Annotated in this window: 13 protein-coding genes; 9 read left to right on the top strand and 4 right to left on the bottom strand. The window is 42.4% G+C overall.

All coding sequences use genetic code 11. The annotated features are described in order from the left end of the window. Positions 1-9 precede the first annotated feature (9 nt). On the bottom strand, positions 10-948 hold the full coding sequence (locus ACXHJ2_RS18905) for a helix-turn-helix transcriptional regulator (RefSeq protein ID WP_165082766.1): 939 nt from the start codon (positions 946-948) through the stop codon (positions 10-12). 124 nt (positions 949-1,072) lie between these two features. Here ACXHJ2_RS18905 and ACXHJ2_RS18900 point away from each other — a divergent pair, with 124 nt between their 5' ends. Together ACXHJ2_RS18900 and ACXHJ2_RS18895 are read left to right on the top strand one after the other, a co-directional pair. Further along, complete coding sequence (locus tag ACXHJ2_RS18900; protein WP_165082765.1) at positions 1,073-1,522, top strand: VOC family protein; 450 nt, start codon at positions 1,073-1,075, stop codon at positions 1,520-1,522. Positions 1,523-1,631: 109 nt separating this feature from the next. After that, the gene (locus ACXHJ2_RS18895; protein WP_165082763.1) at positions 1,632-3,110 is read left to right on the top strand and encodes a protein adenylyltransferase SelO; all 1,479 of its coding nucleotides are present in this window, start codon (positions 1,632-1,634) and stop codon (positions 3,108-3,110) included. A gap of 109 nt (positions 3,111-3,219) precedes the next feature. Here the strand turns inward: ACXHJ2_RS18895 and ACXHJ2_RS18890 are convergent, their stop codons facing one another. Next, positions 3,220-3,834 carry an SDR family NAD(P)-dependent oxidoreductase gene (locus ACXHJ2_RS18890; protein WP_165082761.1) on the bottom strand — a complete coding sequence of 205 codons (615 nt, stop codon included), beginning with the start codon at positions 3,832-3,834 and terminating at the stop codon, positions 3,220-3,222. Between the two features lie 488 nt (positions 3,835-4,322). Between ACXHJ2_RS18890 and ACXHJ2_RS18885 the strand changes: the two genes are divergently transcribed. Continuing rightward, entirely contained in the window at positions 4,323-5,705 is a 1,383-nt protein-coding gene (locus ACXHJ2_RS18885) for an amino acid permease (RefSeq protein WP_058710725.1), read from the top strand. Positions 5,706-5,829: 124 nt separating this feature from the next. On the opposite strand, the gene ACXHJ2_RS18880 is transcribed toward ACXHJ2_RS18885, so the two are convergent. Beyond that, positions 5,830-6,036, bottom strand: coding sequence for a DUF3953 domain-containing protein (locus ACXHJ2_RS18880; RefSeq protein ID WP_228392916.1), 207 nt, complete (start codon positions 6,034-6,036; stop codon positions 5,830-5,832). Positions 6,037-6,565: 529 nt separating this feature from the next. Between ACXHJ2_RS18880 and ACXHJ2_RS18875 the strand changes: the two genes are divergently transcribed. The 3 genes from ACXHJ2_RS18875 to ACXHJ2_RS18865 all read left to right on the top strand — a co-directional run bounded on the left by ACXHJ2_RS18875 (position 6,566) and on the right by ACXHJ2_RS18865 (position 11,678). Continuing rightward, positions 6,566-7,522, top strand: a complete 957-nt coding sequence (locus ACXHJ2_RS18875; protein WP_165082759.1) for a hypothetical protein — start codon at positions 6,566-6,568, stop codon at positions 7,520-7,522. A 113-nt stretch (positions 7,523-7,635) separates the two neighbouring features. After that, positions 7,636-8,343 carry a hypothetical protein gene (locus ACXHJ2_RS18870; protein WP_165082757.1) on the top strand — a complete coding sequence of 236 codons (708 nt, stop codon included), beginning with the start codon at positions 7,636-7,638 and terminating at the stop codon, positions 8,341-8,343. Between the two features lie 419 nt (positions 8,344-8,762). After that, entirely contained in the window at positions 8,763-11,678 is a 2,916-nt protein-coding gene (locus ACXHJ2_RS18865) for an S-layer homology domain-containing protein (RefSeq protein ID WP_165082755.1), read from the top strand. Positions 11,679-11,790: 112 nt separating this feature from the next. On the opposite strand, the gene ACXHJ2_RS18860 is transcribed toward ACXHJ2_RS18865, so the two are convergent. Then, the gene (locus ACXHJ2_RS18860; protein WP_165082753.1) at positions 11,791-12,465 is read right to left on the bottom strand and encodes an NAD(P)H-dependent oxidoreductase; all 675 of its coding nucleotides are present in this window, start codon (positions 12,463-12,465) and stop codon (positions 11,791-11,793) included. Between the two features lie 142 nt (positions 12,466-12,607). On the opposite strand from ACXHJ2_RS18860, the gene ACXHJ2_RS18855 reads away from it, so the two are divergent. The 3 genes from ACXHJ2_RS18855 to ACXHJ2_RS18845 all read left to right on the top strand — a co-directional run bounded on the left by ACXHJ2_RS18855 (position 12,608) and on the right by ACXHJ2_RS18845 (position 15,334). Further along, the gene (locus ACXHJ2_RS18855; protein WP_013369546.1) at positions 12,608-13,000 is read left to right on the top strand and encodes a winged helix-turn-helix transcriptional regulator; all 393 of its coding nucleotides are present in this window, start codon (positions 12,608-12,610) and stop codon (positions 12,998-13,000) included. Positions 13,001-13,189: 189 nt separating this feature from the next. After that, positions 13,190-14,182 carry an ABC transporter substrate-binding protein gene (locus ACXHJ2_RS18850; RefSeq protein ID WP_185156533.1) on the top strand — a complete coding sequence of 331 codons (993 nt, stop codon included), beginning with the start codon at positions 13,190-13,192 and terminating at the stop codon, positions 14,180-14,182. Positions 14,183-14,350: 168 nt separating this feature from the next. Then, entirely contained in the window at positions 14,351-15,334 is a 984-nt protein-coding gene (locus tag ACXHJ2_RS18845) for a phosphotransferase (RefSeq protein ID WP_165082751.1), read from the top strand. The last annotated feature ends 42 nt before the right edge of the window (positions 15,335-15,376 follow it).

Genomic DNA, 15,376 nt, shown 5'->3' with positions numbered 1-15,376 from the left:
TCGATGATCTTATAATTTTTGATAATGGTTTAAGAGGTGCTCAACTCTTTCTTTAATAATCTGTTTTAAAGATTCAGGCTTCACGGATCGTACATAATGACCATATCTCATAAAGTAATTAGCAATAAACTCTTCTTCTCCAGGATTATAGAATCCTTTGATGACTGTTTTATGACCCTGCTGTATTTTCATAGAGGGATAATGTTCTTTATAAAAGATATCCTTAGCTTGTTCTACAATTTCTACTTCAAAATCAATGCTCTTCTCAGATTGATACATTTCTAATGAACGAATAAGGAGTTCATCTATAGAAAAGTGAGAATTGATGTCCTCTTCTTCTACCAAGGTGATTCGATCACATCTGAAAACCCTATATTTGTTCGTATTTAGCTCTATTCCAGTAGCGTACCATTGGCCAAACTTAGCGGAAATCTTGAAAAATTGAACATGGTAACTTTTGTTCTGGTTATTTTTTGAATATTGAATCTTACAGTACGTCTCATTAAGAATACCGGTTAGAATTTTGTCTAAATAGAGACTAACATGATTATGCTGATATACTTCCAATTGTAGAACCTTTTTCATTTTATGAATCTGGTTTATTTGTATTTTAGAAAGACAGTGTTCAAACTTTTCATTGAGTTTATTAACACTTAAATGAAACGGTGTAGATTGATAAGCTTCTAAGGTCAGCATGGCAAAGTACAGAGCATACACTTCATCCATCGTAAAAATAATAGGGGATAACAGTCTATTTTTTAAGATACCATATCGTCCATGTCGACCATGTTCCGAATAAATAGGCATACCTAATTGTTCTAATGAACTAATATCACGTAGGGCTGTACTTTTTGAAATGTGGTATTTATCCATGAGATCATTTAAATTAAAGTACTCACGACTGTTTAAGTATCTAATCATGTCATTTAATCTTTCGGGTTTCTTCATACATAAATCTCCTTATAAAAGGTGTCATGTTTTGATACCTTTACAAATGATAATAGGTTCAAGGGGATATATCAAATCTATAAGATATCTACCTAAAAGCATGATAAAAAAGGAGATTGAACCCATGAGTACAACACTGGAAGTAGCTATTTTCTTATCCATGAACGGAAAAGCAAAGGAAGCCATAGCTTTTTACAAAAAACATTTTAACGCAGAGGAACGATTTCTTGTTACTTATCAGGACATGGCCAAACGTGACAGCTCAATACAGCTTACTGATGAAAATAAAGATTATATTTCTCATTCTGTCTTATTGATCGGAAGAACAAGGGTTATGATAGCAGAAGAACCAATGAATCCCAATGAGGAATATACCGTAGGGAATAACATTTCATTATGTATTCAAAGTGCTGACAGAGAAGAAATTGAACATTTTTATCATAGTCTAATAACAGATGACCGAGTGAAAATTATTGTTCCTTTATCTAGTAATGTGTTTAGCCAAGCCTATGGTATTATTGAAGACCCGTTCGGTATCCAAATACAATTCATGTTTGATCATCGGTTACAATAAAAAAGTAGGCTGAAAGGTACAACAGCATGGTGAAATGTGGATAATAAATGGATAGAAGTAAAAACTAAAATGGAAAAATCCAAGATACCACAGCAGAAAAGGAGACACTATGACGGAGAAAAAAGAAATAGCAGATAAAATAGGGTGGAACTTCGACAACAGTTATTCTCGTCTGCCGGAATCCATGTTTACGAAGCTCAATCCAAATCCTGTTCGCTCACCAAAGCTGATCATTTTAAATCATCCGTTGGCAGTCTCACTGGGTTTGAACGAAAATGCGCTGCAAAGAGATGACGCCGTAGCAATGTTGGCCGGCAATCAGGTTCCCGAAGGTGCTACGCCTCTTGCTCAAGCTTACGCAGGACATCAATTCGGGCATTTTAACATGCTAGGAGACGGTCGTGCTCTACTGCTCGGCGAGCAGATCACTCTCTTGGGTAAACGGGTTGATATTCAGCTCAAGGGCTCAGGCAGAACGCCGTACTCTCGTCGTGGTGATGGCCGAGCGGCACTTGGGCCGATGCTCCGCGAATACATCATCAGCGAAGCGATGCATGCGCTAGGTATCGCTACCACCCGCAGCTTGGCGGTGGTAACTACAGGTGAGGCGATCATCCGGGAAACTGAGCAGCCCGGCGCCATTCTGACTCGTGTGGCTGCCAGTCATCTTCGTGTCGGCACCTTTCAATATGTCTCAGCATGGGGCACGTCCCAAGATCTGCGTACTCTGGCTGATTACACATTGGAACGACACTATCCAGAAGTTAAAGCTGAGGAAAACCGTTACCTTTCACTGCTTCAGGAAGTGATTAAGCGTCAGGCGAAGCTGATCGCCCAATGGCAGCTAGTGGGTTTTATTCATGGTGTGATGAACACCGACAATATGACCCTTAGCGGAGAAACCATTGATTATGGTCCTTGCGCCTTTATGGATACCTATAATCCTGAGACGGTGTTCAGTTCCATCGACATGCAGGGCCGCTATGCTTATGTCAATCAGCCGCATATTGCTGCGTGGAATCTCGCGAGATTTGCAGAGACCCTCTTGCCGCTGCTACATGACAACAGAGAGCAGGCTGTCCAACTGGCCGAGGATGCAATTTCAGATTTTGCAAACATGTTTCGCCATCATTGGCTTACGGGAATGCGGGCCAAGTTGGGGATCTTTAACGAGGAGCTAGAGGATGAATCCCTGATTGAGGATCTTCTTAAAATCATGCAGAAGCATCGCGCGGACTACACCAATACCTTCCGTGCTCTAACTTTAAACAAGCTGGAGGATGCGGATTTGTTCAGCACTGCGGATTTTACCCAGTGGAACAAGCAGTGGCAGGCGAGGCTGGACAGACAACAGGAATCCGAAGCCTCCTCGCATCAGCTGATGCGCAGCAGCAATCCTGCAATCATCCCGCGCAACCATCGGGTAGAAGAAGCACTGAAAGCTGCGGTGGAACGAGAAGATTACCGTGTGATGGAGAAACTTCTTGAAGTTCTTTCGGACCCTTATGCTTATTCTTCTGAACAGGAGGATTACTCTACATTGCCTGAGGAAACCACTTGTCCTTACCGAACCTTCTGTGGTACCTGATCTGTAGTAGTCATGTTGAACAACTGGCTGATAATCTATTTCATGCGTTGGTGGAGAAGAACGACTTTCTCTCACCAACGCATTTTGCTTTTATTTTGAACCTGTTCATTTACAGATGAGATCCACCACTTGCATCAATCAATTGACCAGTGATCCAACGGCTATCCGATGAGGCAAGAAAGGCAGCCATATCTGCAACATCCTCAGGCTCGCCCCAGCGTTTAAAGGTCGAAAGGCCAGCGGCAAATTTCTGCCCGTTGGGATCTTGTAATGTTCCGCTATTCATCTCTATATTGATAATGCGGCCTCCATTTTTTAGACGCGGCAAAGCTTGCTGGGTAACAAAAAGAGGTGCTTTGACATTCATGTTCATGACTTCGTCAAAAGATTCTTCTGTTGTCTCTTCTAGGGGGACAATTTGACCCATTCCAGCGTTATTGAAGAGAATATTAAACCGATTATCGCCTGTACGTTCCCGAAGCGCTTTATCCAATTTCGCATATAAATCATAAACGCCGTTCAGGGCACTGAAGTTAGCACCGATCGTAAATGCAGCCCCTCCAAGTTGCTCAATTTGATGAACCACCTCATCTGCTTCTTTATGCCTTCTTCCGTAGTGCACTGCGACAATGGCCCCCTCCCGAGCCAGACGTAATGCAATGCCACGACCGATTCCTCGACTTGCACCTGTTACTAAAGCGATTTGACCTTTTAACTTACTCATGTCTTCATCTCCTTGTTTGGAATTCATGCATAGTTATAGCACAAGGTAATGTTTGAAATGTTGCTCTTTCATTCGGAGTTCATGTTTTGCACTGTAGGGATACAGGTTTTAAATAAGCTTAATATCGTGATATTTATCATTGAAAAAATACGCATGTTTAACGCTCTAATGCATTACATTGAATTGACCAATGTTCAGAAAAATGAATCTCCTTCCTTTCCATTTCATGTCTAAAAATGTCTGCTAATTAGCAGTTGTATTTAGACGTTTTTTGTCATACAATGCATCTAATGCTACGGACTCGGTCTTAGAAACAGTAAGGTTTTAGACGGTAAATAGGACGTGGTTGACTTTGTATATTTACGAATCGTGGAACTACTGTGTAGTCGTTCGATCAACCACGTCAGTCTGAAAATTAATAATGTTTGGGGGCAGTTTTCCGGATCATTAGCATTTGATGACGAACATATACGAAGGGGAGCGTTCTTTTGGAATCGAAACAATTAACAAGAGGGCTGAAGCCACGGCACGTTGAGTTGATTGCGCTTGGAGGCACGATTGGCGTCGGCTTGTTTATGGGATCGGCAAGTACGATAAAATGGGCAGGTCCTTCGGTGCTGTTGGCTTATCTCTTAGCTGGGATTATTATGTTTTTTGTCATGCGGATCATGGGGGAAATGCTGATTCTTGAACCGGTGACGGGCTCATTTGCTACCTTTGCTCATAAATACATCAGCCCTTTGGCCGGTTTCTTGACCGCTTGGAGCTATTGGTTCTTATGGGTTACTGTAGGGATGGCGGAGGTCACTGCGATTGGGGTATATGTGGGCTACTGGTTCCCGGATATCCCGCAATGGTTGCCGGCTTTGGTAGGTGTAATTATTATTGCGCTGGCCAATTTGGCGGCTGTGAAATTTTATGGAGAATTTGAATTCTGGTTTGCGATGATTAAGATTATCGCTATTATCTTCATGCTAGTGGTTGGTACGGGGATTATCTTTTTTGGCCTCGGTAACGGCGGACAGCCGATAGGTCTATCCAATCTAGTCAGCCATGGTGGTTTTTTTGCAGGAGGGCTAAAAGGGTTCCTATTTGCACTCTGTATTGTAACGGCGGCTTATCAGGGGATTGAGATGGTGGGCATTACAGCGGGTGAAGCAGAAAATCCGAAAATGACCCTGCGAAAAGCCATTAAAAACATCATCTGGCGTATTCTGATTTTTTACGTAGGGGCAATCTTTGTCATTGTTACGATTTATCCTTGGAACCAAATTGGCGAGATTGGCAGCCCGTTTGTTCTGACTTTTGCCAAGGTAGGAATTGTGGCAGCTGCGGGTATCATTAACTTTGTTGTACTCACAGCTGCGATGTCAGGTTGCAACAGTGGTATTTATAGTGCGGGCAGAATGTTATATACATTGGCTAAGAATGGACAAGCTCCTAAGTTCTTTGGGAAAGTTTCGGCAAGCGGCGTCCCTAGAAATAGTATAATAACGACCATTTCTTTGCTGCTGGTAGGGGTGTTATTTAACTACTTAATGCCTGATTCCAAACTATTTCTGTATATTTACAGCGCCAGCGTTCTCCCAGGTATGGTACCGTGGTTTGCATTAGCCATCAGTCAATTTAAATTCCGGAAAAAGTGGAAAAACGAAATGGAAGGTCATAACTTTAAGTCTCGTTTTTTCCCGATCAGTAATTACATTACGATTATTTTTCTGTTGCTCGTAATTGTTGGAATGTGGTTTAACCCGGACACACGCTTATCGTTGATTGTCGGGGCAACATTCATGGCGATCGTCGTTGTTGGATATTTTATCTTTGGTATAGGAAAGCGGCAGAGAATTGAAGAGTTAGAAAAAAACGAATAGGCTGCTCAAGATGTAGTATTTGCCGAGCGTAATTCAGATTACCTGAGTTGCGCTCGGCTTTTCTTTTTATATGAAGAGGAATAGAGCAATGGAAAGGCTGTAAGTGAGGTGAAAAAGTGTGTGGCTAACCTGTTCGCACTACAAGGGTGAATATAAATACAAAGAAAGTGAGAAGGGAAACGGAGAAGTTCATTATTGCCATACTCTTACGATGAGCCTTAAATTCTGAAATGCCGGACAATAAAAACACAAGTCCTATAAAAAATTGTGCGATGGTGTATGCGTGCTTATAAGTATCCGGGTATGCGAGGGATAAAAGGGACGAAACCATAGCAATTACAGCAAATATTAAAGTGAGAATTCGGTAGATATCCATTTTCTTGAACATAGATAAGTGCACCCTTCCTTAAATAACGCCAAGTGTATTATCTATTCTAAAGGTCAGACCGTGGGACTTCAAATAATTAGAAAAAAAGGAGTAGGCGGAATGTTGCAAGATAAAACAAGGACCATTCGGATGAGTGTGAAGTTCCTAGGTCATGAGCTTCGTTTTTCGCTTTCGGGTTAGAAATTATAAGCGTGCAGGAGTAGTACCGAGGATCGCAGTATTCTAAAAGTCAACAGGAAATTTGCCCATTTTCAGCGTGATAATCACGTCTTTAGTTCAGAAAACAACGTATTACTATAAAATAAACCAAGCGTAATCAGGAGGATGGTCCAGTATTCCCTCATTTTTATTTCTGATAAGATGAATTCCATATTATTGAAGATACCATTGGCCTACGAGGATACATGTGAAGCTTAGTCTATGGTAGGTATGGATGACAGATTGATACACCAAGAAATGAGGAAAACATCAGATGAAGGTGAAAAAGTACATTATTTTGATGACTGCTGTCATGAGTTTATCTGCTATGCAGGCAGCATGCGGTGACTCTAAAAAACAAAATGAAGGTGAGGCTACGACTGGAGCGACTACGTCTACAGTTGCCACAGCTACACAGACACCCAAAGTGGATCATGATGTTGCAGGACAAGCGAGTGCGGAAGCTACTGCGAGCAGTACAATGAACAAAGCGACAAAAGCTGAGACCAACACAAAAACGTATGCAGACATGGCTAAAGAAGCAACGAAACCCGACCAGCAAGCAGGCCAAATAGGACTAAATACAACACAAGAGCAGCTCCTTTCCTTTGCGGATCGTTATGGGCTGGTACGGGTGCCAAACCATCCCATTCGGCGGGTTTCCGATCCAACCGGAAAACATATCAACATCGCAAATTACAGCGACTCTGTTGTCAATTTATATACAGAAAAGCCAATTCACCCGAATACGGATGAGTTTATTCATGAGGCTTATACTTATTTTACAGAGGGAGTTGCTCCGGGAGAGACCTACAAGAAATGGGAGGAAACTTCTAATACAGAAAGAGGGCTCATCAAAATGCTCTACCTGTCACGCGAGGGACTTCTTATTTTAGAAGAAGCGATGAAGACGCATGATTACTCTACTCCATCAGTCCAAAATACGCTGGGCTTCTTTAAGGTCGCTTCGAAATTTGAGTCTATGATGCCTGTTGCACAGACGCCCACAGACATCAGTTTGTACAATATGTATGATCAACAAGTTAAACCAGAGTGGAAGAAACTGAGTGATATTAAAAACCCTGCGGCGAATGAAAAGGCCTTTGCTGCCGCCTATCAAAAAGCAAGAAACGAGACCAATAATCTCATGGGGTTGTTGAACATTATGGTGTCTACGGAAATGGAAAAACGTCTCAAAGCAGCAACTGATCCGCAGAAGACAGAAAAATAGAAAAGACATAATTTATCCACACTTACTTCTAATATTTAACTGTTAGTAGAATTATTGAAAAGCTATAATTCTAATGATGATTTGAGTGTACTTGAAGAAAAGAGGTTGTGGGTATGATGTTGAAAAAATGGCCAGTAGTATTCATGATAGGTATTATCATGCTGGTATCCGTAGGGTGGAACAGTGGAATATCTTATGCAAAATATTATTACGAATACTCTTGGGATCAGTACAAGGGGACTGAAATCAAGACCTACAGGCTGACACCGGTAGCCGGTAGAGCTGGATTTATGGATCAGGAAAAGGCCTTTGCTGCGATTAGCAAAACCCCGAATGTGTATGGAAAGTTCAGTGGCTACCGAACAGAGAAAACAACTGAATTTGCAACCAAGAGTGTAACGGATGAGGTTTATAAATATGCAGTTGTTGATTTTAATACCGACAAGGAGCCAGAAACTGTAGAATACATTAATCGAAAAGACGGAATTCCTCATACATGGAACGGAACCGATGAGATTCGAATTTTTATGAGAGGATCTGAGGCAGCTTCGTTGGCTGAGCTGTTTTATGAGGGAACTCCAAGTGAAGAACGCTATCATTTTAATGCTGACGATGTATACTTAGTTGCATTCTGGTCCAGCGCAGCAAAACCAATCACTGGAATGTCTGCTGAAGCACTAGTTGAGGAAGGCCCCTCTACGCTTATAAACCGAGAGTGGGTAGCTCAAATAAAAGACAAAGATCCTGCTGCTTATCCACAAAACGGATCTTTAAAGGGCTACTTTTATATTTATAAGGGCTCTGAGTTGAAAAAGGATTAGAAAGAGAAGACAGAATTTAATAAGTGCATCTTACACAAAAAATGAGATAACATTTTGTATTCAGACGAATGCGGATACAGGTGTCATCTCTTTTTTTTGTTTGTATACATGAATAAAATGATAACCCAAAGGTGATAAATATTTAATTACCAATGAAAACCATTGTTTAGTGATAGGGAATTACGGCTTAAAAAAACATGCTGAATGAGCAGGACAGCAGATTGCTCAAACCACTTTTTTTGCTGGCTTTATTCAATCCTAGGGAGATTATTCCGATAAACCAAGTATATACAGTTTGGTGTTAACAGTAATGAAAAACCGTTTGAAAACAAAAGAGATTTATTTTCAAAGTTGATATGAAGGTACAGGTGAAAGTGGCCCAGTGCCATCTCGTAAAGGAGGTGTAATGATCTCAAATAATGAACTGTGAAAAAAGGTTGAAACAAATTAGGCATTACATGGCTGGTTTACTGGCTGTCTGGTTGTTCTGTATACATAGTGCGCCTGTTTTTGCGAACAGAGCCTTTAACGATATCGAACATTCCTATGCAGCTGATGCGATTGAGGCCATGGCTGCTCAAGGTTATGTTACAGGTTATCAGGATGGGAGCTTTCGACCTTTACATTTTATCTCGCGTCAGGAATGGGCAAGCATTTTTGCTAAAACCTTAAAGCGAACATCGAATAACAGAGGCGTAACTTCTTTTCGGGATGTGTCACCATGGGCCTTACCTTATGTACAGGCCTTGCAGGAAGAGAGCATTACCAAAGGGATTAGCGATCAATTATTTGGTGCCAAGCACAATATGACCCGTCAGGATATGGCCGTTTGGTATGCCCGGTATTTTGGTGTTACTGATGATACCCGATCTGTTGGAATATCCAGTTTTGTGGATCAATCAGATATATCAGACTATGCACAAACGAGTGTATGGCTAATGGAACGGTTGGAGCTGATCGAGGGGGATACGAATCACTATTTCCATCCTAAAGAGTCTGTAAGACGGCAGGATGCCACGCTGGTTGCTTATCGGATATGGCTAGGCGGTGACGGTCTGAGAGAACGTGCCAAACGTTTGCTGGAGTCATTAGGAAATGGAGCTGCAACGATGCCTCAGGCGACCAGCCAACGAGAATCGCAGAAGATTGCGGTCGATTTGACACCGGAAATTAGGCAACAACCTGTGAATTCGGAAATTGAGGAGCCTAAAAGGCATCGCCCAAGACCTGATTCACCAGTCTCCCCGGTGACACCAATAGAGCCGAAACCGGAACCGCCAGTGACACCGCCGAAACCGAAGCCGGAACCGCCGGTGATACCACCGAAGCCGAGACCGGACTCGCCAGTCACACCACCGGTGCCTAATCCCAAACCACCAGTAATTCCAGTAGATCCATCGGATCGTTCTTCGGATTTTCTGGTAGATGAAGTCGTAATCAAGGCGGAGGAGCTGGTAAATCAGCCGGAAACGTACCCTTCGTATCAGCTATCCTTTCAGCTCTACCATGAAGGGCGTCCAGTAAACATTCCTGCTGCCAGCGTCACAAGTGTTACGTACACATTTAGTGATGAGTTAGGCGTGTTTGATATACAAGGGAAAATCGCACATCCTGAAAATATTCCGGCTGCGGACAGCTTCATTCCTGTAGAGATGAAGGTCACTATTGCCAAACCTTATCAGGTCCTTACAGCTCAGACCAAGCTGATCGTGAAAGGGAAGACTCCGCCGGCAGAGTCACCGAACGTAATCAGGTCCGTATACTTGTCTACGTATACTATTTCAGAGGCGGCTGCTTTAGATCCCGCTGCTTGGAAAATGTCCTACGTATTTCATAATGCTAAAGGAGAGGTTATAGCTCCTGAAATGCTGCCGTCCGACTTGATACTTCGGGTAGAGGATTCCAGAGGAATATTTGACGAGGATGGAAAGATTGCCAATCTGCATTTGATTCCAGCAGTGAACTCAGCTATTCCATTAAAAATTGTGGTTGAGTCACCATCCCAGGGGATTCACTTCACATCTGATGCGGAATTAAGGGTAGAACCCGGAGAACGCAAGAAGCAATATTTTGCTGTCTCCATCATGCTGCAGGGAAGCGTGACTACCGTAGACCAAATCAAGCAATCTCGTCAATTGCTGATGGATCACTTTGGTCCCAACATCAAAGTGACGTGGGCGATGGAAAACGGATTTGTTTTTGTGGAATCGAACCGACCGCAGCTTAAACAGGTTCTGGATTACGTCGATCAGTATGGAGATGAAGTCGGGATACTGGCCGGGTATCCGAACCAGCAGAAGTTTCCTGTTTGGGAAGTAAAGATGGATGAGTGGCTGTACATGTACCGTTACAATGCATTCAATGAGCTACACCAATCTGGTTCGATGGGATCACCATCCGTGTTTGAAAGCATGGATACAGACCCATATCGGAAGTATCTGCCGAAATCATTGACCAGCTTTACGGTGAATCCTGAACAGACTCAATGGTTAAAAGATCACTATCGAATTACATCCGCGATGGGATGGTCGGCTACACAATATAATGTCAACGGCATGTATGGTGAGGGCTCACCTTTGATGCCTTACTGGTCTAATAAAGACAATCCGATTGTTCCCGCACAAGGAATTACTGATAATAGCGGTACCGTATTCATGAACTCGGTTACGATTGATCCGATTGGATCACGCTATACCAAAGATTCCTCACGCTGGACTCTTCATCCGGGTGACCCCTATGTGACGGAGACGGATGCGGCACCACAACTGTATATAGTACAGCAATATTTGGATAACCCTTATCAACGTATAAATACGGTAAACTACTTGTCCATTATTTTGGACATTAACGCACTTGCCAACACCCATAACATGGGTCCAATATGGGAGAACTTTGTGAATCATTTCCCGCTTGATCGCAAGGTCGAGATTGTGGGTGTGGACGGGCTGAAACAGGTTTATGAATCGGTAGCAGGATCCAATAATGATCATACCGAGTTTACGCTCATGTTTAGAGGCTCAGGGATTAAGACGGCTATGGATTCCAATAATTCACCAGCAAATCTGCGCTATTTGTGGACTGAAAATGCGTCGCAGCGGATTATTTTATCCAAAGAGGATGGAGATGCGGAATGGTCTATTATTGACTTTACCGATTATACCCAAAAACCGGTTCCGAAGATGGATTACAACCTGGATGGTCACACGGACGTAAGCTATGTCACCGGAAGGAACTTCAAGCTATGTCCAACGGCTCCTTTAACAGCAGATGAAATTCAGCGCGTGAAAGCTCGTTTGAAGGACATCTATTTCGTGGAAGAAGTGAACTATCAGTAAGCGTATAAAGTGATAAAACTTGTAGTACCTGAGTTTTATGAAAAAAGGGCGCCCCATAGCCATTGAAATGGCTGTGGAGCGCCCTTTGCTTTAAAGAAGGATATTCCGCGTTTTATACCCACTCCACAATCTGATCTACAGGTCGCCGAGTTTTGTCGCGCGGCTCGTTCAGGCGGTATCCAAAAGCCACCATGCAAGAAATACCGAAATGCTCGGCATCCATAATGCCTTCTTCGGAAAGGATGCGTTCAATTTCTTGTTTATTAAAACCCTCGATCGGGCAGGAATCAATGCCGATTTGAGCTGCGGCAGTCATCATATTGCCCAGAGCGATATAGGTTTGTCGGCATGCCCACTCGAACATAGCTCTTTCATTTTCCTCAAGCGCAAAATCTGATTTTAGGAAGGCATCATATACCTTTTCTTTGCCTTGCATCACTTCAACAGGTAAGTGCTGCACGTTTTCCATCATATTCTTGATATAATCGGATGAAGCTACCATATCTTTAGGCAATCTGGAGAGAATAAGTACGAAATGGCTTGCTGTTGGTAGCTGTTTTGTAGCCCCCCAAGAATAGGGCAGCAGTTTCTCACGCATCTCTTTACTTTGGACGACAACAAATTTCCAGGGTTCAAAGCCAAACGAGCTTGGGGATAAACGACCGGTTTCAAGAATAAACTCAAAATCGGAATCGCTAATTTTCTTATGACTATCAAATTCCTTTGTAGCATGTCTGAACTTGTATGCAGCTAAAATTTGATCTTTAGTGGTTGTTAGGGTTTCCATCGTGATTCCACTCCTTATGGATGTGATTGAAATTGACGCTTATCAAGTGCATGACTAATATTAGAATATATATAATCGTTTTGGAAGTACGCACATTAATGTGCTGTAGTATATAAAATGATACCAAGGAGGAGAAGGGCCAATGCGCAATCGGAAAGGCGGCTTTGGTGAGTGTACCGCTGGGAATGATCAGGCGTGTCCTGTTGAGTACACGTTGGATGTGATTGGGGGCAAGTGGAAAGGGATTATTTTATACCATCTCATGTATGGGACTAAGCGATTTAGTGATTTTCGACGGATCTGTCCGGGAATTACCCAGCGTATGCTGACACTTCAATTGCGCGAGCTGGAAGAGGATGGTGTCGTTCATCGTGAAGTCTACCAACAGGTTCCACCTAAGGTCGAATACTCTCTCACCGAATTTGGAGAAACACTGATCCCGATTATTAACTTGATGAAGGATTGGGGAGAAGAATATAAAACAAAACAGCGATCACCAGCAAGCAGCCTCCAGCAACCTAGCCCCAATGTGTAGGTTTTTGAGACGGCTTCACGAAAAGACCTGGCCAATATTTTGGCAGGTTTTTTTATTTTAAAAGTGAAATAATACAAAGTTCGCTTTTTAGTTGACAGCAAGGATGGCACTTGATATATTTCTTACGATATTGATAATCATTATCATGTTGAGATAAGGCTATTCCATATTACATAGGGGGCTAATAGGTTGAGGAACAAATCGATTTTTATGCTGGCTACTTTGATGCTTGTATTGGCTGTATTTATCAGCGCATGCGGCGGAAATAACACTGGAAATAATCCCGCTTCAACTTCAGGAGATAAGCAAGAGTCGGCTTCTACTGGAGAGACAAGAAGCTTTAAAACGGTTAAAGGGGATATTCAAATTCCCGCTAAGCCGCAGCGTATTGTAACGGATTTTTACGGCGGAGAGTTGCTGTCCGTGGGTGCTAACGTGGTGGGTGTGGAGCCAACTGCGTTTCAAAATCCTTTTTTGACCGATTTGCTAAAGGAAAAAGGAACCAAAGAGGTGGGGGATCCGACCAATTTGGAAAAGACGCTGGAACTCAAACCCGATCTGATCGTGGTTATGAAGGATACCAATTATGAGGCTTTGTCTAAAATTGCACCTACCCTGTACATTCCGTACGGTACGACGACTAATATCTATGATACGGTCAAAATGTTCGGCGATATCACTGGGGAAAAGGAGAAGGCTGAGCAATTTATTGCTGCATTTGATAAAAAGGCTGCTGAAGGCCGTGCTCGTCTGAAGGGTGTTATTGACGAAAAGGCAACTTTCGGTTTGTATGAGCTGACGGACAAGAACGCACTTTGGATCTTTGGCGACAATGCGGGACGAGGCGGACAAGCCGTATACAATGCGCTCAAACTGAACATGCCGAAAAAGACAGCTAATTCCAAGGAACAAACCATACAGCTTTCAATGGAGGTACTGCCGCAGTATGACGCAGATTACATGTTCCTGACTACGTATGATCCAGACAAAAAGGGAACCGCGCTTAAGCAACTGAAATCGTCCGCTGTGTGGGGGAATCTGCCTGCGGTGAAGAAGAATAAAGTGTTCTTTAATGATTTTGATACGTACTATCGCTACGATCCGATCGCTATTACCGGACAGATTGATATGGTTGTGGATATGCTGGTTGAAAGAGAGAAAGAGAATAAAGCTAAAAAATAGGTGTGAGATTCACATGGAATAAGCACTTCACTACACGGACAACAGACCGCGGTGAGGTGCTTTTTTTGTTGAATTACTGAATAACGAAAAATGACAACACAAAGTATAATAAGCAAATATGTGATCTTTCAAGGAGTAATATACGCAAATTAGAAAGGAGGGAGTCTATTGGAAACATTCTCAACAAATGAAATCATTCAGGCTGATCTAATGGAAACATTTCATCGATTTTTCGGTTTAAATATAATTGAATCTGTGCCCATCCAACGAGGGTGGTTAAATCTAAAATGGAAAATCGCCACGAACAATGGGACTTTTTTATTAAAACAATATAATAAACAAAGATATAAATATTATAATTTTGATGATCTTTTTAGGGCGTTTTCTCAACAAAAAAGATTGCACGGGCTTGGTCTGGCCTGTCCACGGTTATTAAATCATGAGGGGCAGATTTTTATGGAATCTGAACGGAGAGAACGCTTCCTAGTGATGGAATTTTGTCCAGGTACACTGGTTGCACCAGGGAAGGCTAATGTTTACCAATTATATGAGCTAGGCAAGGCAACTGGAAAAATGCACTGCTTGTTAAACGACGGTACGCTTAGGAGCAAAAATACCCCGAAACTTGTGCTTTCCAGCCGTAAGGAACGTTTAGCACATTGGGATTCAGTATGGAAACAAGCGAAGGAAGCTGATAAAAAAGAGCTTTTGGCTGATATCGAAACTCAGCGTAAAGCAACAGAAATGGTTAATATCGAGATGATAGATGCACTTACGCCCGGTTGGGCCCATCGTGACCTTTGGGCGGACAATGTCCTGTTTAACAATGATATGCTCAGTGCAATTCTGGATTTTGATCGACTAGATTATGACTATCCACAGTTGGATATTGCCCGAGCAGTCATGTCTTTTGCTTGGGATAAGCAGTTAAAACTTCCCCTTGTTTCAGCATTTATGGCGGGGTACAGGGAAGAGCGTACGATGATAGAGGGCAGTTTAACAAGATCATTACAATGGCTGTGGTATATGGAAAGTGTTTGGTGGATCAACGTCAATATGGACGAACATTCTGTGCCTATCCGATTCGCTAAAGAAATGAACTGGCTTGCTAGAAATTATAAAGTTCTGCCTGACTTATTAGCAGATATGTAGAGCTTACAGAGATAGAAAACAAAGCGTCAAACAAAACGAGTA

Source organism: Paenibacillus sp. ALE3 (assembly GCF_054113405.1).
Note: the sequence above shows the minus strand (reverse complement) of the source record. Positions and strands in the feature narration are given on the sequence as shown.